The organism is uncultured Halovibrio sp. (genome assembly GCF_913056445.1).
GTDB lineage: Bacteria > Pseudomonadota > Gammaproteobacteria > Pseudomonadales > Oleiphilaceae > Halospina > Halospina utahensis_B.
The window spans coordinates 1-19,391 of the sequence record NZ_CAJXMA010000014.1; the positions used below are offsets into that span (position 1 = coordinate 1).

A 19,391-nucleotide genomic window follows, 5' to 3' on the forward strand; every position below is an offset into this window, starting at 1 on the left:
CGTTTGGCAAAAAATATAGCCCCTTCTGATGGAAGGGGCTTAGACGTCAAGCTATCTTGCATAGGCTCGAAAACTATTACACCTTTGATGGGGCCGCCAAGCGCTCTTTTATTCCGTGGGCTTGGAAATTTGAACCTTGCTGTGATCGCTGCAGATCACCGTCTACGGCGGCTTCAGGGTAAAATTCCTCCATCACTGCAGGTGTTTCATCCTCCGAGTGCTCAAACTCAGCATTCTCAAACCCTCGCCTGCCGGCTTCATCCAGTGCCGCCTGGTCGTACCCGGCTTGCTGTGACGCTTGGTCGTTGTCCTGAGCTTCCTGGATCGCTCCCTGCACGGACTGGTTCTCCCGCACCGTCAGATCCACATAGTAGATCGGTGTCCGATGACTCTGAGTGGTGCTTTTGCCACGCAGGCGCAGCTCCAGCGGCATGAACGCCAGCCGGTTGCCGGAGACGGCCTGGTAGTAACGCAGCCGGGCCGCCAGGGTCCGGATGCTGTTGTAGCCGGTGGTGCGGAAGATGAAAGTCCCCAGTTCGTCATCATCCCCGATACGCACGTTCAGCCGCCCGTAGGGCTTGCACAGCCCGCCTTTGCCGAACTCACAGAGTGTCGGCCCTGGGCATGGCAGTGACTGAACCCCGGACTCAGTGAGACGGCGACAGCTCTCGCCATCGCCCACACAGACCGGCCGACCATTGGTGCGGTCGAACATGGTGTATTCCGCCCGCAGGTTCAGGTCGGCATCATTGAACAGCATCCGCACCGGGATGGTCCGGAGCTTGTTGTTGGGGGCGGACTCCCTCAGCTCCTCGTCCTTGGGATGCAGTATCCACTCGCCCTGTTCCTGGATTTGGGTCGTGATCGTGAATTGGTTGTCTTTCTGGGGCAGGCGCTGGCCGTTTTTCTCAACGACCCGGCCAATGCTGATCCGGCCCAGTACCGGTGGTGTTATGGCAAGCCCTTTAATCATGGCGGTTACCTCCTGGTGGTGATTAGGATGAGGCGGCCTGAGCCGCCCCGGTGGTATGAATGAATGGCGTCAGTCGTTGATCAGGAACCGACGACTTCCTGGTTTGGTTACCGGGTATTGATCCAGCAGTTGGGGCTGGTCCTTCAGCAGCCGTTTGGTGTCGAGGGCCACGCTGTCGTTGCTCTTTCGCCAGGACACGGTGCCCTCGGGGAAGATCGCCTTGGTGGCCTCACCCATGCGCTGTTGGAGGGTGTGTTTGAGCTGGGCTTCCGCCTGCTTCAGCGCCTCCATCTGGCGGCGAGCGGACTGGAGCTGGTCGAAGGTCTTGCAGGCCTCCCGGTCGTCCCGCAGATCCAACTCCTGCCCGTTATCGTTGGGATAGAGGTGGCGCAGGGCCCGGTCGGCTGAGTCGGAATAATCCGCCGGCAGTGGCGTGTCCGTCTCCACGTAGCTCCAGAACTGGCGCTCCAGGCGGATCAGCTCGGCAATGAGCTCATCGTCGCGCTGGATGCGGTAGATCTTGAGCTCCTGACCGCACAGCAGCACACACACATCGGCCGCCTTCTTGCCGGTGACCGCCAGCTGGTGCTGGACCTGGCACTGGACGTAGTCCGGTACGCCATTGCGCCACTTGCGAGCCCCGAACTCCCCGGCCGTCTTGCACTCCAGGACCTGGACCTCCTCGTCACCGACCACGGAATAGTCCAGGTTGGCCAGCATCCAGGCTTTATCGGGATCCGGGTGCTGAAGCACGGCATTGACCCGCCGGACCTTGCGCCCGGTGCGCTTGCTGTAGTGCTCAGCCACGATCGGCTCCAGGACGTTGCCCCAGTACACCGGGGAGCCCTGGTCATCCGGGTCGGGCTTTGGAAGAGTCGCATCCCTTCCCGTTTTGACCATCCACAGCTCCAGCGGAGACTGGTAGGGGCTGAGCCCCACGGCGGCGGCTGCATCACTGCCGCCTATGCCATTTCTCCGGATGGCGAGCCACTCGTCCCGGCTCATGGACTTGGTGGAGACCAGCCGCAGGGCGGCCTTGTGGGATTGTTGGGGTTGCTGCATTTCCATGGTGGTTTCCTCCAGACGAAAAAAAGCCCGCCGGAGCGCTTGGCTCCGACGGGCTTCTATGTCGTTAGTAGTGGTTGAGTGGGGTCAGGCGACCAGTGCGAGAGCCTTCTCGAAAGCACGTTCCTTGATGGCCGCTCCATTGCCAAACCAGGCCGAATCCAGCCGGTGGTCCACGCTCTTGGCACGGCGCTCGTGGTCGATGAACTCCGTCACCGCGTTGACCAGGCCGTAGGCTGTGCCATTCGAGGAGGCCAGCTGCGAGCCCGTGCCGTTGCCCTCGAACATCGACAGGGCCTGTTTCATGGCGCGTTCGTTGGTCTTGCCGGCGGGCTGACCCGGGATGTCGGTGAACAGCTCCCGGTAGAAGTCCTGGGCCTCGCGGTCCTTCACCTTGCGATCGCTCAGGGTCTTGAGCCGGTACATGAACTCATCCCAGGCCGTGACCGAGATGCCCAGCTGCTTCTTCACCGCTTCCGCGTCGAACTGCGTGCTGTGCTTGACCTTCACGGCACCACCGACCCCATTCACTGCCACCGCCAGGGTGTTGTTGCACACCACCCGCACGCTGGTGAACTGAGCCGTTGTGGCCATGCTGCCGTCACAGGCCGTGGCCAGCAGGACGTAGGCATCGGTCTGGTCACCGCCTTTCAGCGTTGTGGACTGACCGGTACGGGCCAGAGCCCAGAGCTTGCGCCCGCCCTTGAGCGAGCCGGCGGTTTCCAGCTCAAAGCCCGAAATCTCAGTCAGATCCCGATAGAACTCCAGGACCTCCTCGGGCTGGACCACATTGAAGCGGTCCCCGACGACCGACAGCGGCGCCTGGTTATCCGAGCGGTAGAGCACCTTGCTGCCCGGCACACTCGCCAGTTCCTCGTTCCCTTTCCCGTCGACCACAGGGAACTGCACGGGGCTTTCCTCAATGGACCAGTTCAAACCTGCCTGGCGTGCCCAGACATCCAGCGGTTGGCCGCTGTCCAGTTGATTGCCCAGCCCATGCCAGGGTGTGCGGCCCACGTAGGCCATTGCTTCAACTAAGTGAGTCATTGGATCGTCCTCCCAGAAATAGAAAAGGCCGTGCTGGAACCCAGCACGGCCTCTATGTCGTTTTGCTTGTGCGAACTTGGTTGGGCGGGCAGTTACCCGGGGTCTCCGGAAGCCTCGCTTTCATCGGATGGGGCATTACGGAAGCAGTAATCGCAGTCCAGGCACCGGTAGTTATCCAGCACCTGCTCATCGAGCACGCTACCCAGGGCCACGCCAGCCGACGCCCCGGTGGTACCGCCCACGAGTCCTCCGATGATGGCCCCGGAAAGGCTGCCGACCGTGGCGCCAACGGGCCCAGCGAAAAAGCCCAAGGAGCCGCCATAAGCGGCGCCCGTTGAGGCGGCACTGATGCCCCCAACAGTACCGGCACCCGCGCCGACCACTCCGGCGCCCTTCTTCCCATAGTTATTGCTGCCAATCCGGGTGGACTGACAACGCGGACATTCAAGTGGCATGATCATCTCCTCTGTGCGATCGATGATGGGCGGACTCCTGGTCCGTCCTCACAGAAGTGATATGTGTCTGAAGGACGCTCGGTTCTTATACATGCACACTGCATCTATGTGCACGCTACCTATATAGATTTAACAATACTTTACCCATCAGTGTTCGGCAGTCAGAGTACTTTGAATAGTCGAACAGACAGGCGGTTACAGCGGTCTTCACGCCTTCAAAGTGTGGGTAATAATGTGGGTAACTAGAGGATAGCGCAGAAAAATAATCGTTTTATATCATTCTCTTACGCGACCTTTTCAAGTGACGCCGTCTCCACCATCCATCAAGATCTAAAGCCCTGATTCGTCAGGGCTTTTTTTATTGCCTCTCTCACTGATTTCCCGCATGTGTCCACCGAGTGTCAACGTTGAACACCGGCGGAATCGCTTAGGTCGGTCATGATAACTGCAGATCCGGCCTCAGCCGCCTGAGCAGGCCCGGCAGTTCATCCAGGCCCCGGATCTCATCATAAGCCACCCGGGGCACATCCTCTGGCCAGGGCAAGCCGGAGCGATTGAGCCAGACAGGACGCAGGCCATGCCGGGCGGCGCCGGCGACATCGGTCACCGGGTCGTCACCGACATGGATCAGGGTCTCCAGCGGCACGCCCGTGCTGGAAGCAGCCGCTTCGAACATCGGGCGCTCCGGTTTCGCGGCCCCCACTTCCACGGCCGAGTGCGCCGCCACGAAGTAATGCCCCATCCCGATCCGGTGCACATCGGCGTTGCCATTGGTCAGGGCGACCAGGGGCAGCCGCCCGAGAAGCCGGTCAAGCATCGGCAGGGCATCGGGATAGAGGGTGACCCGGTGTCGCGCCTCCATGAAGACCTCGAAGGCGGCCTCCGCGATGCGCAACGGTGCCTCCACGTGGCGCGCGGCCCGCTCCAGGGTGCGAAGACGCAATGCGGTGACGTCGTGTTGCAGGCTCGGGTCGGCTTCAGCGACTTCTATACGCAGAGCGCGCATGCGCTCCGGGGGATAGGCGCTGGCGAGAGCTGGATGTTCGGCCAGAAGGAACTCGTGCGTCGCCCGCTCGGCCCGCTCAATCACGCCATCCAGTTGCCACAGGGTCTCGTCCAGATCCAGGGTGAGTGCTGTCATGAGCCCGCCTTATATCTTGAGCCAGACCGCAGAAACGGCTAGGGTCCAGAAGATTCGTCAGCAGCGCTGACGCCTGCGCACCAATAATAAGGATACCGCATCATGACCACCAACAAAGCCCCGATCACCATGCTGGATGGCGGCATGGGCCAGGAACTCCAGAAACGCAGCGAGCAGCCCGCATCGCCGCTGTGGTCCGCCCAGGTCATGCTCGATGAGCCAAACCTGGTGGTCGACGCCCACCGTGACTTTATTGATGCCGGTGCCCGCGTCATCACGCTCAACACCTACAGCGCCACACCAACACGCCTGGCTCGCGACGGCCAACCCGATTGGTTCGAACCGCTGCACAAAGCAGCGCTGGACGCCGCGCGCAAAGCCTGCAGCGAGAGTGGTCAGGATGTGCGGGTCGCGGGCTGCCTGCCGCCCCTGGTGGCGAGCTATCGCCCCGAGGTTGCCCACGACGAGGCGACCTGCCTGAAAGAGTACCGGCAGATGGTGGAGGCACAGAAAGCGGGCGGAGTGGATCTTTTCCTCTGCGAAACCATGTCCATTGCCCATGAGGCGCATGCAGCGACCGTTGCAGCAGTGGAAAGTGGCCTTCCGGTCTGGACGGCGTTCACGGTGGACGATGCCGACGGCACGAAACTGCGCTCCGGCGAACCTCTCGCCGAGTCGGCCAGGGCCGTTGTGGATGCCGGTGCCAGTGCGGTACTCGTCAACTGCGCCGTACCCGAGGCGCTGACTACGGCCATGGACGTGCTCAGGGAGCTGGGTGTGCCTTTTGGCGGCTACGCCAATGCCTTCACCTCGGTAGCGGCACTGGAACCCGGTGGAACCGTGGACGTTCTGGAGGCCCGCAAGGACCTTGGCCCCGATGCCTACGCGGAACAGGTCCTGAACTGGGTTGAAAAAGGCGCGACCATCGTTGGTGGCTGCTGTGAGGTGGGCCCAGCCCACATCAAGGCACTGGCGGAACGCCTCACCGGGGAGGGCTACCCTCTGGTCTCCAATGGGTAACCACCAGGCGTGGGAGAGCGCAAGCGCGGCCAGCGCCTTGCGCAACCTCAGCACTCACTGAAGATCTTAGAGCGGAGCTCCCGCCGCTCCGCTCTAAGCCGGTTGCCCCGTGGTTCCCGGTAGCCACGCCCAAGCTCTTCGTTAACCCGGCTCAGTCGTTCCTCGTACCGCTGGCAGCGGCGCTCCCGGGCCGGTACTGTCTCCCTGGCCGTTTTATGGTCATTGTCATCGTCTTCCCGATTTTCCCTCTCCGGCTTCCAGGTCCCGGGCTCCGGCAGCTCCATGGGGGAATTCGCGAGTTCAGGCGACGTCGCTTCTTCAGCGCCCTCTTTCCCCGGCTGGTCTGTGTAGTGGGTGACGCCCTCCTCATCGGTCCAGGTAAAGATTTCGGCATGCACGGTGGCCACCATGAACATGGCCAGAAGGGGCGCTACAGGAATGCGTAATACGCTGGCAGGCATGGTGTTCCTCCTTGAATCAGCTGGATTTCCTTCAGGAATGGCAGAGAATCCACGCAGGCGCAGCAACTGTCAAGGCGGGCCCGCAGAGTCCATTCCCTGCTATGATGAAGGCAAATCGCGGGCTTCCGGAGCGGTCGTCTCATGGATGGATTTACCAGCCCCCTGATCGGGGACCACAGCGACACTGAGCGCACCTACCAGCTGGAGCTGCGGCTCGGGGCGGACCATGCGCGTCGGCGGCTGGCCACCGAGCATGAACGCGAAGCGCTGTTCCTCAGCCGCACCGGTAAGCACGTGCACCCCGAGAACCTCTATTCCATGCCCGGCCTGGTGCGGCTTGCCCTCAGCCTCGGCGGCCTCTATCAACGCGCCGTCAGTAACAGCCGTGCTCTCAGGGTGACCCGAAACCGGTTTGTGGTACCTGGGCTTCCGCCGGCTCTCGAGGGCTACACCCTGCTGCAGCTCAGCGACCTGCATGTGGACATGGATGAGGCCAACCTGCACGCGGTGATCGAGACGGTCCGGGACCTGGACTATGACCTCTGCGTGATCACCGGCGACTACCGGCGCGACACCTGGGGCGACATCGCGCCGGCCATGGAAGGCATGCGGCGGCTCAGAACCCACCTTAAGGGAACGCCCCTTGCGATTCTGGGGAACCATGACAGCGTGCTGATGGTTCCGGAGATGGAGAGCATGGGCTACCGCATGCTGATGAACGAAAGCCTGTGCCTGGAACGGGAGGACGCCGCGCTCTGGATCGCCGGGGTGGATGACCCGCACCTCTACCAGACCCATGACCTTGCCGCCGCCACACGGGATATCCCTCCAGGCGCCCTGTCACTGCTTCTCAGCCATACACCGGAGATCCACACGGAAGCGGCCCGCGCGGGATTCGATCTCTACCTCTGTGGCCATACCCATGGCGGCCAGCTGTGCCTGCCAGGCGGGATTCCGCTCACGCTGGATGCACGGATTCCACGCCGGCTCGGGCGCGGCAACTGGATGGAGGATGCCATGCAGGGCTACACCACCACGGGCGCTGGCACATCCATTCTCAACGTCAGGCTGAACTGCCCGCCGGAAGTGACCCTGCACCGGCTGAGTGCCGGCCCGGATTCCGTGGGTCAGTGAGGCCGCCGGCGAATGCCGAGGCGGTAAAGGAGGGGCGAGCCCCAGATATTGAGCACGCAGAAGATCAGGGCCGCCAGCAGCGCCACCCAGCCCGAAACACCCAGCCACCACCAGGCGACGAAATTGGGCAGCAGCCCTTCCGGCAATTGATCCAGACCACGGGCCCGATCACCGGCGCCAAGACCGAAACGGCGCTTAACGAAGCTTGAAAGCAGATCCCCGAGCATCGCCACCGCGCCGAACACCGCCCCGAAGATGAAGCCGAGCCGGAACAGCCAGGCGACGACGGCAGCGGCAACGATCGCCACCGCCAGGCCACGCCAGGTCTTGCTGGCCCCGAAGAGCCGGCGGCCATCCGGCAACTGCAACCGGCAGTCTACCGGGTAGCCACGGGTCCCCAGGATCCGGCTCAGAACCAGGGGCGCCCCGTTGGCCACGATCAGCAGCGCCACCAGCTCCGGGATCAGCAGCATGACACGCTGCCCCGCAGCGGACGCCGGTCAGGCGTCCGGAAGGCCGCCCTTGGTCTGCTTGATCGGGTCGAGCAGGTCGCGCAGCTCGTCTTCCGGCACATCCGTCTCTTCCTTCGCCACGTCCAGTATGGAGCGGCCGGTCGCATACGCCTTCTTGGCAACCTCGGCCGCCTTGGCGTAACCGATGACAGGGTTGAGGGTTGTCACCAGCACCGGGTTCTTACCGACTGCTTCGGCCATCACGTCACTGTTTACAGTAAAGCCGGCAATGGCCTTGTCCGCCATCACCCGTGCCGTGTTCGAAAGCAGGCCGTTCATTTCCAGCAGGTTCCAGCCCACCAGCGGCAGCATGACGTTGAGCTGGAAGTTGCCGGACTGGCCGGCGGTGTTCACGGTGGCGTCCAGGCCGGTCACCTGGGCGGCCACCATGGCGGCGGATTCCGGAATCACCGGGTTCACTTTGCCGGGCATGATGCTGGAGCCCGGCTGCAGCGCCGGCAGTGTGATCTCGCCCAGGCCATGAATGGGGCCGCTGTTCATCCAGCGCAGGTCATTGGCGATCTTCATGACCACCGTGCCCAGCCCACGGTAGGCGGAGGACAGGGCCACCGGCGCATCAATGGCGCTCTGGCCGACGAACGGATGCTCCATCGCGGTGAAGTGATGATCGGTCAGCGCACTGAGCTCTTCAGCAAACAGGCGCGCGAAATCAGCATGGGCGTTCACGCCCGTACCCACGGCGGTACCCCCCTGGGGAATGCGCAGCAGGTCCTTGGCTGCCTGCTCCAGGCGGTCGCGGGCGTTACTGATCTGATCCCGCCACGTGCGCAGTTCCTGGGCGACGGTCACGGGCATGGCATCCATCAGGTGGGTGCGGCCGGTCTTGACCACGGACTCGGTCTCTTTCTCACGGCCCGCGATGGTCTGCATCAGGTGATCCAGCGCCGGCAGCAGCGACTCATGCACCTCGGTCACCGCGCTCAGATGGATCGCGGTCGGGATCACGTCGTTGCTGCTCTGGCTCATGTTCACATGATCGTTCGGATTGACCGGCTCACTGCTGTGGTTGGAGGCCAGGTGTGCGATCACCTCGTTCACGTTCATGTTGGTGCTGGTACCGGACCCGGTCTGGAATACGTCCACCGGGAACTGGTCGGCATGGGCGCCGCCCAGCACCTCATCACAGGCCGTTTCGATGGCCTGGGCCCGATCCGCATCCAGCAGCCCCAGCACGGCATTGGCGCGCGCGGCGCTGCGCTTGATCCGTACCACGGCGTGGATGAAGGCGCCGGGCATGGGCCGGCCGCTCACCGGGAAGTTATCGATGGCGCGCTGGGTCTGGGCCGCCCAGAGGGCGTTGGCCGGGACTTCCACCTCGCCGAGGCTGTCTTTCTCTATGCGCTTGTCACTCATGCGGACCTCCCTCAGGTTTGACCAGGCTGTTCGGAACAGCGGCTATAGTGCCTTCCGATGGCCCGGTTTTCCAGTCATAGGCCCTTATGCATTGGTCGAAGAGGCGGATCAGCCCCAGCGTGACTGTTGTCTCAACCGGCGGACTGTTTACAAAATTCCACTCCCCAGCCCAAATTCATTTCTATACTGTAAGGTAAAGATTCCGTCATAAGCCGGTCATCGAAAAGGTGTATGCGGCCGCGCTCAGGAGATCAGCGTCATGAAAGCCAGTGACATCCGCAAGCTGAAGAAACGCATCGAACCCGCATACAGCGAGATGTTCTCCGGGCGGGTCTATGAAGTCGGCTCCGGCGCTGTGGCCGTGCGCAATCACAGCGGCGAGGCCCACCATACCGTGATCGGGGTGCATGGTTTTCTCGAGAACCAGTGCTATTTCACCCAGCTCTATCAGGAGCCCACCACCGAGCTGATCCTGCTGACCTGCTCCAACTATCACATTCCGGTGAGTGGCCCGAACCTGGAGCGGCCGAACTGGGTGCTGCGCAACCCGCACACCGAGGCCACCATTGAGTACGATGCCCGCATCCTCATCCAGACCCTCGAGAACCTGCCCTCCTCGAACCAGATCCGGGTACACGGCCATTCCCGTGGCGGCGGTGTGATTCTGGAAGCCGCCCGCCAGCGCCCGGAACTGTTTGAGGACATCGACGTGGTCCTCGAGGCACCGGTGCTGCCCCAGGGCGAACTCCACGCTCTGGTCCGGGCCATTCTGGAGCCGGTCAGCCACGGCATGTGGCCCTGGATCGTGCGCGCCATCAACAGCACGCCCTCGTCCGCCTATGCCCAGACTTTCTTCGGGCGCATGAACCCGCGCAAGAAGACGCTGCTCAACCGGATGTTCTCGGCCACCCAGGACCATCTGACCATCGTGCGCAATATCGAGAACATCATGGCCTGGATGGAGCAGTGGGACACCAGCATCCTTGCCAACATCCGCCAGGGCACCATCCTGGTCCCGGAAACCGACCGCATCCTGGACCGTGAGGCGATGATGAATGCCGCCCGTCATTCGTCAACCTCGGTGCGGATTGTGGAGACCCGGGGCACCAGTCACTTCATCACACTGGACAGTGAAAGGTGGGTGCCTTCCATGGATGACATCCCCAGGGTGGCCTGAGCGCCATTGTCGGACATTCCCGCCCCCACTAGAATGCCCGTCCGCATGAACGGAGGACGGGTGTGTACCGGTACAAGCTGACCCAGACCCAGACACGGACCCCTAACGCGCGCCGGCTCCAGGAGCTGATGCTCAGCTACCACGACTTCCGGCAGGAACGGGTTGGGCATCCACTGGAACCGGCCATTGAGGCGCTGGGCCGCTGGCAGGCGGCGCGTCTGCGCGAAACGCACCGGGACCTTTACGAATCCCCGCGTTACCGCGAAGCCCTGGATTTCCTGCTGGAGGACCTCTACGCGCCCCAGGATTTCAGCCGCCGCGATGACGACTTTGACCGCATCTTCCCCTACCTGATCCGCCTGAGCCCCGACAGTGCGCTCTTCACCCTGTCACAACTGGTGGAGCTCAACCTGATCAGCCAGCGCCTGGACCTGGCCATGACCGAGTGGCTAACCCGGGAGCGGGCGCTGGATGCCAATGGTATCGAGGGCATGTCCGACACCACCTATGCCGAAGCCTACCGGGCCTGCGGGCAGGTGACGGACCGGCGGCGACAGATCGAACTGGTGGATGCCGTGGGGCGGGATCTGGAGCGCTACGTGAATCACCGCTCCCTGCGCATGGGGCTGAAGATGATGCATCAGCCCGCGCGCATGGCCGGTCTGGGCGAGCTCTATCGCTTCATTACAGAAGGCGTCCACGCATTCCGCGCCATGGGCGGCGTGTCGGAACTGCTGGAAACCATCCGCCAACGCGAAACCCGCATCATGGAAAAGGTACTGGCAGGGGAGCCGCTCCCCCGCGAGTGACGCTCGCGCCCGGCGATCAGCTGTGGCGTTTGAGGATAGCCTCAAGCTGGCGCACCACCTCCTGCTCGATCCGCCCCTTGAAGGGCCGCAGCATCATGCCCAGCTCCAGGTCCACACCGATGTCCTGCGGGTTGACCGCCACTTCCCCCTTGAGGCCGGTCCGGCGCAGCTTCAGGCGCTCGCCGTCCCAGTGCCATTCGAAGTCGTAATGCGCCGTCATCTCCCGGGCCAGCTCATCGGCCACCCGCAGCGCGTGTTCATGGTCCATGGCGTGCGCGCGGTGGATCTGGATACGGGACATCGGGACTCCTCGGCGAACAATGATTACGGGCGTTGCGCGCAATTTTACGCAACTACGACCCATGAGGCGAGTGGAGCTCACCCGGCGCAGACAAGCGGGCACTCCGGGGTTAGAATACGCCAAAGCATTAGCGGAGGTCCCCATGGCGGATCAGGACACCACCCATTTCGGTTACCGCGAGGTGCCGAAGCAGGAAAAAGCGAAGCACGTCGGCCAGGTTTTCTCCTCGGTTGCCAGCCGGTATGACCTGATGAACGACCTGATGTCCATGGGCATCCACCGGCTGTGGAAGCGCTTCACCATCGAGCTGAGCAGTGTGCGCCCCGGCCACCGAATCCTGGACATCGCTGGCGGCACGGGCGATCTGACCATGCAGTTCGCGGACCGTGTGGGCACCGAAGGCGAAGTTGTGCTGGCCGATATCAACCAGGAAATGCTGGAGGTGGGCCGGGATCGCCTGATCGACCGCGGCTACGCCGGGCGCGTGGACTACGTGCAGGCCAACGCCGAGTGCCTGCCCTTTCCGGACAATTACTTCAATGCCGTCTCCATTGCCTTCGGCCTGCGTAACGTCACCGACCAGAACCTGGCGCTGCGCGAGATGACCCGCGTCCTCAAGCCCGGCGGCAAGCTGCTGATCCTGGAGTTCTCCAAGCCGGTCAACCCGCTGCTCAACAAGGCCTACGACACCTATTCCTTCACCGCCCTGCCTCTGATGGGCCGGCTGGTGGCTGGTGACAGCGAGAGTTACCAGTATCTCGCCGAATCCATCCGCATGCACCCGGACCAGGAAACCCTCAAGGGCATGATGGAAGACGCCGGGCTGGTGCGGTGCAAGTACCACAACATGACCGGCGGCATCGTGGCGCTGCATGCGGGGATCAAGCCCTGATGGGACTGGGCGGCACACTGCTCGACCAGGCCACCACCATGGCCGCCTCCGCCCTGAACCGTGCTCTCGAAGCGGACCCGGCGGCCAGGGACATCCTGCTTGAAGAGCTGGCTGCGCCGGTGGCGATCACACTGGTGCCCTTCGGGGCCACCCTGACACTGGCGCGTTCGGGCGACCGCCTTGCCCTGAAACAGGGCCCGTCCGGCCCGGGAACGGACACGCACATCACCGCCACGCCACTGGCGCTTCTGGCACTGGCCGGCGGCGACACCAGCGGCCTGGACCAGGGCCTGATCACGGTCGAAGGAGACAGTGAGCGCGTCCGCCACCTCGCACACCGACTGCATGCGCTGGCGCCGGACTGGGAGGCTTTCCTGGCCCGTACCCTCGGGGATGTGCCCGCTCACGTCATCGCCCGGCGTCTGCGGGATGCCCTGCGCTGGAGCCAGCAGGCGCGCGCCTCGGTACACGCGAACATTGAGGATTACCTGCACGAGGAATCCGGCCTGGTGCCCGGTCGCCACGAGGCCGAGGCCCGATTCAGTGACATCGATGCGCTGGAATCCCGCGTGAAGGCGCTTGAAAACCGCCTCAACAACCTGGCGCCCGAGGAGGACCATTGATCAACCTCGGCCGCCTGCTCCGGATCCTGTGGGTTTTCAGCCGCTACCGGCTCGACACCTTCCTGCGCCTCCTGACCCTGCCGGCAGGCATCCGCTTCCTGCTGGCCATCGCCCCCTGGCGTCTCTTCCCGCAGCCGGAAGCCAATCGCGGCGAACGCCTGCGCCAGGCCATGGAGGACCTGGGCCCGGTGTTCATCAAGTTCGGCCAGATCCTCTCCACAAGGCGCGACCTGCTGCCCGAGGATATGGCCGAATCACTGGCCCACCTCCAGGACCGGGTCGCTCCCTTCGACAGCGATGACGCCCGCGTTATTGTGGAAGCGGAACTGGGAGCGGACATCGCGGACTGCTTCAGCGAATTCGAACAGGATCCGCTGGCCTCGGCCTCCGTGGCGCAGGTGCATGGGGCGAAGCTGCTGGACGGCACCCCCGTGGTGGTCAAGGTCATCCGCCCCGGCATCGAGCGGGTCATCCGCCAGGACATCCGCCTGCTCCACCTGATGGCGCGGCTGCTGCAGCGCTTCTGGGCGGAAGGGCCGCGCCTGCGCCCGGTGGAGGTCGTGACGGACTATGAGAAGACCATCTTCGACGAACTGGATATGCAGCGCGAGGCGGCCAACGCCAGCCAGCTGCGGCGCAACTTCCCGGACTCGCCGCTGATCTACGTGCCCGAGGTCTACTGGTCCCACACCGGGCGCCGGGTGGTCACCATGGAGCGGGTCAGCGGCATCCCCATCGGCGACACGGCGGCTCTCCACGCCGCCGGCGTGGACATGAAGGTGCTGGCGGAGAAGGGCGTGGAGATCTTCTTCACCCAGGTTTTCCGGGACAGTTTCTTCCACGCCGACATGCACCCCGGCAACATCTTCGTGGATGCCTCCAACCCGGCGGACCCCCAGTACATCGCGCTGGATTTCGGCATTGTCGGTACCCTCGGACCCTCGGACAAGAGCTACCTGGCGCGCAATCTGCTCGCCTTCTTCCGGCGGGACTACCACCAGGTCGCGGCGCTCCATATCCAGTCCGGCTGGATCCCCGCCGACACCCGCGTGGATGAATTCGAGGCCGCCATCCGCACCGTCTGCGAACCCATTTTCGCCAGGCCGCTGCGCGACATTTCCTTCGGTCACTTCCTGTTGCGCCTTTTCGAGGTGGCCCGCCGCTTTCACATGGAGGTCCAGCCCCAGCTGGTCCTGTTGCAGAAAACCCTGCTCAACGTGGAAGGTCTGGGCCGCCAGCTCTACCCGGACCTGGACCTCTGGGCCACCGCCCAACCCTTCCTGGAGAACTGGATGCAGCAGCAGATGGGCCCGCCCGGTGTGATGCGCTCACTGCGCGAACACCTGCCAGACTGGGCGGAACAGGCACCAGAAATGCCCCAGCTGTTCCACGACGCGCTGGAGCGCCTCGCCGGCGACCCACCGCCCGTGCAGCCGCAGCCCGCGCCCGCCGATACACACCGCTTCCGCCTCTGGCCCCTGCTCGGGGCGGCCGCCTGTGCAATGGGGGCACTGGCAGTGGCGGAACCCGGCCTCCAGGAATGGCTGAAGAACCTGCCGGCCGCCAGCTGGATTCTGCTGGGCACCGGCGGCGTGTTATTCTGGTATGGCAGTAACAGCAGTGGACACTGAGATGACAGCAGACTCCCAGCCCGGATGGATCGGCGAGGTAGCCTTCAACGAAGACGGCCTCGTTCCCGCCATCGCCCAGGATACCGCCAGCGGCGACGTGCTGATGATGGCCTGGATGAACGCCGAAGCGCTGGAAAAGACAGCGGAAACCGGCGAAGCCGTCTATTATTCCCGGTCACGGGAGCGGCTCTGGCACAAGGGCGAAAGTTCCGGCCATGTGCAGAAGGTCCACGAGATGCGGCTGGACTGTGATGCGGATGTCATCCTGCTGCGGGTGGAACAGATCGGCGGCATTGCCTGCCACACCGGGCGGCGACACTGCTTCTACCGCCGACTGGAGAACGGTGCCTGGCAGGAATCCGGAGCGGTCCTTAAGGACCCTGAAGCCATTTACGGAGCGGAGCAGAGCTGATGGACACGGTACTGAGCCAACTGGCCGAGGTACTGGAAGAACGGCGCCGGAATGCGGCCCCGGACGACTCCTACGTTGCGAACCTCCATCACAAGGGGCTCAACAAGATTCTTGAGAAGGTCGGGGAGGAATGCACGGAAACCCTGATCGCGGCCAAGGACGCGGAACACTCCGGAGACAACCGGGAGTTGATCGCCGAAACGGCGGATCTGTGGTTCCACAGTCTGGTCATGCTCTCCAATCGGGGCGAAGGCCCGGACGCAGTGCTCAATGAACTGGCACGGCGTTTCGGCCTCTCCGGCCTTGAAGAAAAAGCCCGGCGCACGCCGGAATCCTGAACGGGAGGAATTCAACATGGGCGGAATCAGTATCTGGCAGCTTCTGATCGTCTTCGGCATCGTCATTCTGGTGTTCGGGACCAAGAAACTGCGCAACATGGGCGGCGATGTCGGCAGCGCCATCCGCAACTTCAAGCAGGCCATGAACGATGGCGACAGCGGGAAGTCAAAGGATGAGGAGCAGGAGGACGACACCCCGGGCGGTCGCACTCTGGAGCAGAAGAACAGCGAGGAGACGCCCGAAGCGGAGAAGCGCCGCGATCACGAGCATTCCTGAGGCGCCCTGAATGTTTGATCTCGGGTTCCTGGAGCTCTTCCTCTGCGGCGTCATTGCCCTCCTGGTACTGGGGCCGGAACGGCTGCCCACAGCGGCACGCACGGCCGGGCACTGGATCGGCAAGGCCCGCCGCATGACCCGCCAGTTCTCCGAGGAACTCGACCGCCAGGTCAAGGCCGAGGAGATCCGGGAACAGCTGCGCCGAGAGAAGAGTGACATCGGCTACGAGGACATCCAGAAGAACATGCGTGAAGCTCTGGACGAGGCGAAGCTGGATGAGGACTACCTGAAATCCGACTCCCGCAGCAGCAACAGCAGTGACGGCACCGACAAGGACCACCAGGGAGGCCCCCGGAACCCCTCATGAGCCAGCAGGACGACTCCCTCGACGAGAACACCATGCCGCTGGTGGCCCACCTGGTGGAGCTGCGCAACCGGCTGCTTAAGGCCATTCTCGCCATCCTGGTGATCTTCCTGGCGCTCTACCCCTTCGCCAACCAGCTCTATGCCTGGCTCTCCGGCCCACTTCGGGCCTATCTGCCCGAGGGCAGCAGCATGATCGCCACGGACGTGGCAGCCCCCTTCTTCGCGCCCCTGAAACTGACCCTGGTGCTGGGCACCTTCCTGGCCATGCCGGTGGTGCTCTATCAGATCTGGCGCTTCATGGCCCCGGGGCTGTACCGCCACGAAAAACGCATCGCCTTTCCGCTGCTGGCCTCCTCCATCCTGCTGTTCTACCTGGGGGCAGTGTTCGCGTACTACGTGGTCTTTCCACTGGTATTCGCTTTCTTCACCTCCGTGGGGCCGGCTGAGGTTACGGTCATGACGGACATGAGCAGCTACCTGAGCTTTGTGCTCAAGCTGCTGTTCGCCTTCGGCATCGCCTTCGAGATCCCGATCGCCATCATGCTGATGATTCTCAGTGGTGCCACGGATACCCAGTCCCTGCGCGAGAAGCGCCCCTACGTGGTGGTGGGCTGCTTTGTGGTGGGTATGCTGATGACGCCACCGGACATGATCTCCCAGACGCTTCTGGCCGGACCCATGTGGCTGCTGTTCGAGATCGGACTCATCTTCGGTCGCATGGTCGAGCGCCGCCGCCCACCGGATGATGCGGACGCGGCATGAACCTGCTCCTGCTTCACCCGGAACAGTTGGTGACGCCGGAGCGGGCCCGTGTAACCGGTCGCCAGCTGCAGCACCTCCATCAAATACATGGGGCCAATACGGGCGACTCACTGAGAGTGGGACTGCGTGACAGCACCATGGGGATGGGGCGGATCGAACACCTGGATGCGCACGAGGCCACGCTGGCCATAGAACTGGATGAGGCGCCCCCTGCGCCCCTGCCACTGACCCTGGTACTCGCGCTGCCACGCCCCAAGATGCTGCGCCGGATCATCCAGTCCGTCGTTTCCATGGGCGTCAAGCACCTCGTGCTGGTCAACAGCTACCGGGTGGAGAAAAGCTACTGGCAGACCCCCTGGCTGCAACCGGAATCCCTTGCTGAACAGATCACCCTGGGGCTGGAACAGGGGCGGGATACCGGGTGGCCGACAATCCTGCAGCGCAACCGCTTCAAGCCCTTTGTAGAAGATGAGCTCGCTGCCATCACAACCGGGAGCCACCGTCTGATCGCCCATCCCGGCAGCGCCGGTGCCTGCCCGCAGGGCCTGGACGAACCTGTAAGCCTTTGCATCGGCCCGGAGGGCGGCTTCATTCCCTATGAAGTGGAACTGATCCGCGATCAGGGTTTTGAACCGGTGCATCTGGGACCACGGATACTGCGCACGGAAACCTTTGTTCCTGCAGCTCTCGGGCGTTTATTCGATATCCCCAATGGGTAAGCTGCTCAGAACAGAAAAGCAGGATTCCTTGCAGCGGCTTCACGCTTTGTATAAGAATAGTGATCGCTTTACCTCCGCATGGTCTCTATGAGCCAAACCACCAACAACCAGACTGAAGGGTCAGCCACAGCTCCGGTCGAGGGAGCAAGCCCGAACCAGCCTCTCAACGCCAGCATCATGCTGATCCTGGCAGTGGGGGTGGGTATCTTTGGTGGTTTCAGTGCGATTGCCTTCAAAGCCATCATTGGTTTTTTCCGCAACCTCTTTTTCTATGGCGAGCTGAGTCTGGCCTTCCAGCCGGATATCCATATCGCCCCCAGCACCTGGGGTGCAGGGGTCATCCTGGTGCCTGTTGTCGGTGCCATCATCGTTAACTGGATAACCGAACGGTTTGCTCCGGAAACCCGCGGCCACGGGGTCCCGGAAGTGATGAACGCCATCTACTTCAGCCAGGGCCGGATCCGGCCCTCCGTGGTGATCGCCAAGGCGCTGACTTCCGCAGTTTCCATTGGCAGTGGCGGGTCTGTCGGGCGTGAAGGCCCCATTGTCCAGATCGGCTCAGCCTTCGGTTCCAGTCTGGGACAGCTCATCACCATGCCGGCACGCCAGAGGGTGGTGCTCGTGGGCGCAGGTGCCGCAGCCGCGGTGGCCGCAACCTTCAATGCCCCGATTGGCGGGCTCGCCTTTGCCATGGAGCTGATGCTGGTCTCGATCAGTGCCCGCACAGTCACCGTGGTGGCAATTGCCACGGTAACGGCGACCTATATCGGGCGTTTCTACAGCGGCCTCCACCCCTCGTTCGATGTCCCCGAGCTGGTGGTCTTTGAGAACCATCTGGTGGGCTTCTACTCACTGTTGGCCTGTATTCCGCTGGGGGCGCTGATCGGCGTCATTTCATCCGGTTTCATCCGCTCCATCTATTCGTTCGAAGACTGGTTCGAACGCCGCTTCACCAATTCCTATGTGCGCCATGTCAGTGGGATGGCTGTCGTCGGCGTCATGCTGTACGGATTCATCGTCTATACCGGCCAATACCACATTGGGGGGGTTGGCTACCCCACTATTCTGGATGTTCTGCGCAGTATCCTCTCCGATCCACTGTTCCTGGCTCTGCTTTTCCTGGGTAAATGGCTGGCAACAGCGCTGACGCTGGGCTCCGGCGCCTCCGGCGGCGTTTTTGCTCCTTCGCTGTTTCTCGGCGCCATCTTCGGAGCCCTGTTTGGCAACCTGGTCCTGATGGTCTTTCCGGCCAGCGGCGTCGATCCAGTGGTACTCGCGATTGCGGGCATGGGCGGCATGATCGCGGGAACCACCGGTGCGGTGCTGACCGCCGTCATCATGGTCTTCGAGCTGACCGGTGACTACGCCGCCATGCTGCCGATTATCGCAACGGTGTCTTTTGCCTATGCGGTTCGGTCGGCGATCACTGAGGAGAGCATCTATACCCTCAAGCTGGTACGGCGGGGCTACAGTGTTCCCCACGGCCTTCAGGCGGCAACGTCCCATCTCCACAGCGCGGGGACACTGATGAATACCGAATTCGACCTGATTGATGTCCAGCTTCTGAGACAGTGGGAGGCGACCCACACCCCGGAAAGGGCCCCCCGTTACGCCATAGCGGTGGATGACGACACCATTGATGGTGTGGTCCATGAGAACCTGCATCTTCTGAGCGCTCCGGAAAACACTGACTGGACCATTGATCGCAACTTCCTCAGGGTCACGTCCGAAACCAGCTGGTCAAAGCTGATGCGCTCCATGCATGCCAGCAACTGCGAGGTGGTTCTCGTCATGCATGATGAAAACAGTCAACGGGCCACGGATGTCCTGGGCGTTATTACCCCGCGCGAGATCTCCCTGGCGTCCAAGGAAGACGCCTACCTCATGCATTAACATCCAGGG

General features: G+C 62.9%; 23 protein-coding genes. 14 read left to right on the plus strand and 9 right to left on the minus strand.

Features of this window, described 5'->3' with window-relative positions; genetic code table 11:
• Positions 1 to 76 precede the first annotated feature (76 nt).
• From QZ501_RS04760 to QZ501_RS04780, 5 genes are all read right to left on the minus strand, one after another.
• Positions 77 to 973, minus strand: a complete 897-nt coding sequence (locus tag QZ501_RS04760) for a hydrolase or metal-binding protein (protein WP_295717617.1) — start codon at positions 971 to 973, stop codon at positions 77 to 79.
• Between the two features lie 69 nt (positions 974 to 1,042).
• Positions 1,043 to 2,041: a lambda-exonuclease family protein gene (locus QZ501_RS04765; protein ID WP_363174565.1), complete on the minus strand. Its 999-nt coding sequence runs from the start codon at positions 2,039 to 2,041 to the stop codon at positions 1,043 to 1,045.
• Positions 2,042 to 2,125: 84 nt separating this feature from the next.
• Positions 2,126 to 3,085, minus strand: coding sequence for a DUF932 domain-containing protein (locus QZ501_RS04770; RefSeq protein WP_295717618.1), 960 nt, complete (start codon positions 3,083 to 3,085; stop codon positions 2,126 to 2,128).
• Positions 3,086 to 3,177: 92 nt separating this feature from the next.
• On the minus strand, positions 3,178 to 3,540 hold the full coding sequence (locus QZ501_RS04775) for a hypothetical protein (protein WP_295717621.1): 363 nt from the start codon (positions 3,538 to 3,540) through the stop codon (positions 3,178 to 3,180).
• A 436-nt stretch (positions 3,541 to 3,976) separates the two neighbouring features.
• The gene (locus QZ501_RS04780) at positions 3,977 to 4,681 is read right to left on the minus strand and encodes an HAD-IA family hydrolase (RefSeq protein WP_151439979.1); all 705 of its coding nucleotides are present in this window, start codon (positions 4,679 to 4,681) and stop codon (positions 3,977 to 3,979) included.
• Between the two features lie 102 nt (positions 4,682 to 4,783).
• On the opposite strand from QZ501_RS04780, the gene QZ501_RS04785 reads away from it, so the two are divergent.
• On the plus strand, positions 4,784 to 5,701 hold the full coding sequence (locus tag QZ501_RS04785) for a homocysteine S-methyltransferase family protein (protein ID WP_160899070.1): 918 nt from the start codon (positions 4,784 to 4,786) through the stop codon (positions 5,699 to 5,701).
• A 47-nt stretch (positions 5,702 to 5,748) separates the two neighbouring features.
• Here the strand turns inward: QZ501_RS04785 and QZ501_RS04790 are convergent, their stop codons facing one another.
• Positions 5,749 to 6,162 (minus strand): DUF4124 domain-containing protein, encoded by a 414-nt coding sequence (locus tag QZ501_RS04790; protein WP_295717626.1) that lies wholly within the window; start codon positions 6,160 to 6,162, stop codon positions 5,749 to 5,751.
• Positions 6,163 to 6,303: 141 nt separating this feature from the next.
• Here QZ501_RS04790 and QZ501_RS04795 point away from each other — a divergent pair, with 141 nt between their 5' ends.
• On the plus strand, positions 6,304 to 7,296 hold the full coding sequence (locus tag QZ501_RS04795) for a metallophosphoesterase (RefSeq protein WP_151439976.1): 993 nt from the start codon (positions 6,304 to 6,306) through the stop codon (positions 7,294 to 7,296).
• Here the strand turns inward: QZ501_RS04795 and QZ501_RS04800 are convergent.
• Both QZ501_RS04800 and QZ501_RS04805 read right to left on the minus strand, forming a co-directional pair.
• Entirely contained in the window at positions 7,290 to 7,769 is a 480-nt protein-coding gene (locus QZ501_RS04800) for a CDP-archaeol synthase (protein ID WP_151439975.1), read from the minus strand. The genes QZ501_RS04795 and QZ501_RS04800 overlap by 7 nt on opposite strands.
• 27 nt (positions 7,770 to 7,796) lie before the next feature.
• Positions 7,797 to 9,182 (minus strand): class II fumarate hydratase, encoded by a 1,386-nt coding sequence (locus QZ501_RS04805; RefSeq protein WP_151439974.1) that lies wholly within the window; start codon positions 9,180 to 9,182, stop codon positions 7,797 to 7,799.
• Positions 9,183 to 9,441: 259 nt separating this feature from the next.
• Between QZ501_RS04805 and QZ501_RS04810 the strand changes: the two genes are divergently transcribed.
• Positions 9,442 to 10,359: an alpha/beta hydrolase gene (locus QZ501_RS04810; RefSeq protein ID WP_151439973.1), complete on the plus strand. Its 918-nt coding sequence runs from the start codon at positions 9,442 to 9,444 to the stop codon at positions 10,357 to 10,359.
• A 62-nt stretch (positions 10,360 to 10,421) separates the two neighbouring features.
• The gene (locus QZ501_RS04815) at positions 10,422 to 11,168 is read left to right on the plus strand and encodes a hypothetical protein (protein ID WP_295717629.1); all 747 of its coding nucleotides are present in this window, start codon (positions 10,422 to 10,424) and stop codon (positions 11,166 to 11,168) included.
• Positions 11,169 to 11,184: 16 nt separating this feature from the next.
• Here the strand turns inward: QZ501_RS04815 and QZ501_RS04820 are convergent, their stop codons facing one another.
• Positions 11,185 to 11,469 (minus strand): polyhydroxyalkanoic acid system family protein, encoded by a 285-nt coding sequence (locus QZ501_RS04820; protein WP_160899068.1) that lies wholly within the window; start codon positions 11,467 to 11,469, stop codon positions 11,185 to 11,187.
• 142 nt (positions 11,470 to 11,611) lie between these two features.
• On the opposite strand from QZ501_RS04820, the gene ubiE reads away from it, so the two are divergent.
• The 10 genes from ubiE (at position 11,612) to QZ501_RS04870 (ending at position 19,382) form a co-directional block, all read left to right on the plus strand.
• On the plus strand, positions 11,612 to 12,361 hold the full coding sequence (ubiE, locus tag QZ501_RS04825) for a bifunctional demethylmenaquinone methyltransferase/2-methoxy-6-polyprenyl-1,4-benzoquinol methylase UbiE (RefSeq protein ID WP_151439970.1): 750 nt from the start codon (positions 11,612 to 11,614) through the stop codon (positions 12,359 to 12,361).
• Entirely contained in the window at positions 12,361 to 12,984 is a 624-nt protein-coding gene (locus QZ501_RS04830) for an SCP2 sterol-binding domain-containing protein (RefSeq protein WP_295717633.1), read from the plus strand. Before ubiE ends, QZ501_RS04830 begins: the two co-directional genes overlap by 1 nt.
• A complete protein-coding gene (gene ubiB, locus QZ501_RS04835; protein ID WP_160899065.1) occupies positions 12,981 to 14,615 on the plus strand; it encodes a ubiquinone biosynthesis regulatory protein kinase UbiB in 1,635 nt (544 codons plus the stop codon). The genes QZ501_RS04830 and ubiB overlap by 4 nt, the downstream gene beginning before the upstream one ends.
• Position 14,616: 1 nt before the next feature.
• On the plus strand, positions 14,617 to 15,027 hold the full coding sequence (gene hisI, locus QZ501_RS04840) for a phosphoribosyl-AMP cyclohydrolase (protein WP_295717637.1): 411 nt from the start codon (positions 14,617 to 14,619) through the stop codon (positions 15,025 to 15,027).
• Positions 15,027 to 15,365 (plus strand): phosphoribosyl-ATP diphosphatase, encoded by a 339-nt coding sequence (locus QZ501_RS04845; protein ID WP_295717640.1) that lies wholly within the window; start codon positions 15,027 to 15,029, stop codon positions 15,363 to 15,365. The genes hisI and QZ501_RS04845 overlap by 1 nt, the downstream gene beginning before the upstream one ends.
• Positions 15,366 to 15,381: 16 nt before the next feature.
• Complete coding sequence (tatA, locus tag QZ501_RS04850) at positions 15,382 to 15,642, plus strand: Sec-independent protein translocase subunit TatA (RefSeq protein WP_160899063.1); 261 nt, start codon at positions 15,382 to 15,384, stop codon at positions 15,640 to 15,642.
• Between the two features lie 10 nt (positions 15,643 to 15,652).
• Positions 15,653 to 16,009 carry a Sec-independent protein translocase protein TatB gene (gene tatB, locus QZ501_RS04855; protein ID WP_151439964.1) on the plus strand — a complete coding sequence of 119 codons (357 nt, stop codon included), beginning with the start codon at positions 15,653 to 15,655 and terminating at the stop codon, positions 16,007 to 16,009.
• Positions 16,006 to 16,770: a twin-arginine translocase subunit TatC gene (tatC, locus tag QZ501_RS04860; RefSeq protein WP_151439963.1), complete on the plus strand. Its 765-nt coding sequence runs from the start codon at positions 16,006 to 16,008 to the stop codon at positions 16,768 to 16,770. The genes tatB and tatC overlap by 4 nt, the downstream gene beginning before the upstream one ends.
• Positions 16,767 to 17,489: a 16S rRNA (uracil(1498)-N(3))-methyltransferase gene (locus QZ501_RS04865; protein ID WP_295717643.1), complete on the plus strand. Its 723-nt coding sequence runs from the start codon at positions 16,767 to 16,769 to the stop codon at positions 17,487 to 17,489. Before tatC ends, QZ501_RS04865 begins: the two co-directional genes overlap by 4 nt.
• A gap of 87 nt (positions 17,490 to 17,576) precedes the next feature.
• Complete coding sequence (locus QZ501_RS04870; protein WP_295717645.1) at positions 17,577 to 19,382, plus strand: chloride channel protein; 1,806 nt, start codon at positions 17,577 to 17,579, stop codon at positions 19,380 to 19,382.
• Positions 19,383 to 19,391: the final 9 nt, after the last annotated feature.

Bases quoted from the DNA above. Each gene is read 5' to 3' on its own strand.
- QZ501_RS04870 (WP_295717645.1), top strand. From the start codon at position 17,577: ATGAGCCAAACCACCAACAACCAGACTGAAGGGTCAGCCACAGCTCCG.
- QZ501_RS04865 (WP_295717643.1), top strand. From the start codon at position 16,767: ATGAACCTGCTCCTGCTTCACCCGGAACAGTTGGTGACGCCGGAGCGG.
- QZ501_RS04795 (WP_151439976.1), top strand. From the start codon at position 6,304: ATGGATGGATTTACCAGCCCCCTGATCGGGGACCACAGCGACACTGAG.
- QZ501_RS04780 (WP_151439979.1), bottom strand. From the start codon at position 4,681: ATGACAGCACTCACCCTGGATCTGGACGAGACCCTGTGGCAACTGGAT.
- tatC (WP_151439963.1), top strand. From the start codon at position 16,006: ATGAGCCAGCAGGACGACTCCCTCGACGAGAACACCATGCCGCTGGTG.
- tatB (WP_151439964.1), top strand. From the start codon at position 15,653: ATGTTTGATCTCGGGTTCCTGGAGCTCTTCCTCTGCGGCGTCATTGCC.
- ubiE (WP_151439970.1), top strand. From the start codon at position 11,612: ATGGCGGATCAGGACACCACCCATTTCGGTTACCGCGAGGTGCCGAAG.
- QZ501_RS04830 (WP_295717633.1), top strand. From the start codon at position 12,361: ATGGGACTGGGCGGCACACTGCTCGACCAGGCCACCACCATGGCCGCC.
- QZ501_RS04775 (WP_295717621.1), bottom strand. From the start codon at position 3,540: ATGCCACTTGAATGTCCGCGTTGTCAGTCCACCCGGATTGGCAGCAAT.
- QZ501_RS04805 (WP_151439974.1), bottom strand. From the start codon at position 9,182: ATGAGTGACAAGCGCATAGAGAAAGACAGCCTCGGCGAGGTGGAAGTC.
- QZ501_RS04790 (WP_295717626.1), bottom strand. From the start codon at position 6,162: ATGCCTGCCAGCGTATTACGCATTCCTGTAGCGCCCCTTCTGGCCATG.
- hisI (WP_295717637.1), top strand. From the start codon at position 14,617: ATGACAGCAGACTCCCAGCCCGGATGGATCGGCGAGGTAGCCTTCAAC.
- QZ501_RS04820 (WP_160899068.1), bottom strand. From the start codon at position 11,469: ATGTCCCGTATCCAGATCCACCGCGCGCACGCCATGGACCATGAACAC.
- QZ501_RS04760 (WP_295717617.1), bottom strand. From the start codon at position 973: ATGATTAAAGGGCTTGCCATAACACCACCGGTACTGGGCCGGATCAGC.
- QZ501_RS04785 (WP_160899070.1), top strand. From the start codon at position 4,784: ATGACCACCAACAAAGCCCCGATCACCATGCTGGATGGCGGCATGGGC.
- QZ501_RS04845 (WP_295717640.1), top strand. From the start codon at position 15,027: ATGGACACGGTACTGAGCCAACTGGCCGAGGTACTGGAAGAACGGCGC.
- QZ501_RS04770 (WP_295717618.1), bottom strand. From the start codon at position 3,085: ATGACTCACTTAGTTGAAGCAATGGCCTACGTGGGCCGCACACCCTGG.
- QZ501_RS04810 (WP_151439973.1), top strand. From the start codon at position 9,442: ATGAAAGCCAGTGACATCCGCAAGCTGAAGAAACGCATCGAACCCGCA.
- QZ501_RS04800 (WP_151439975.1), bottom strand. From the start codon at position 7,769: ATGCTGCTGATCCCGGAGCTGGTGGCGCTGCTGATCGTGGCCAACGGG.
- tatA (WP_160899063.1), top strand. From the start codon at position 15,382: ATGGGCGGAATCAGTATCTGGCAGCTTCTGATCGTCTTCGGCATCGTC.
- QZ501_RS04765 (WP_363174565.1), bottom strand. From the start codon at position 2,041: ATGGAAATGCAGCAACCCCAACAATCCCACAAGGCCGCCCTGCGGCTG.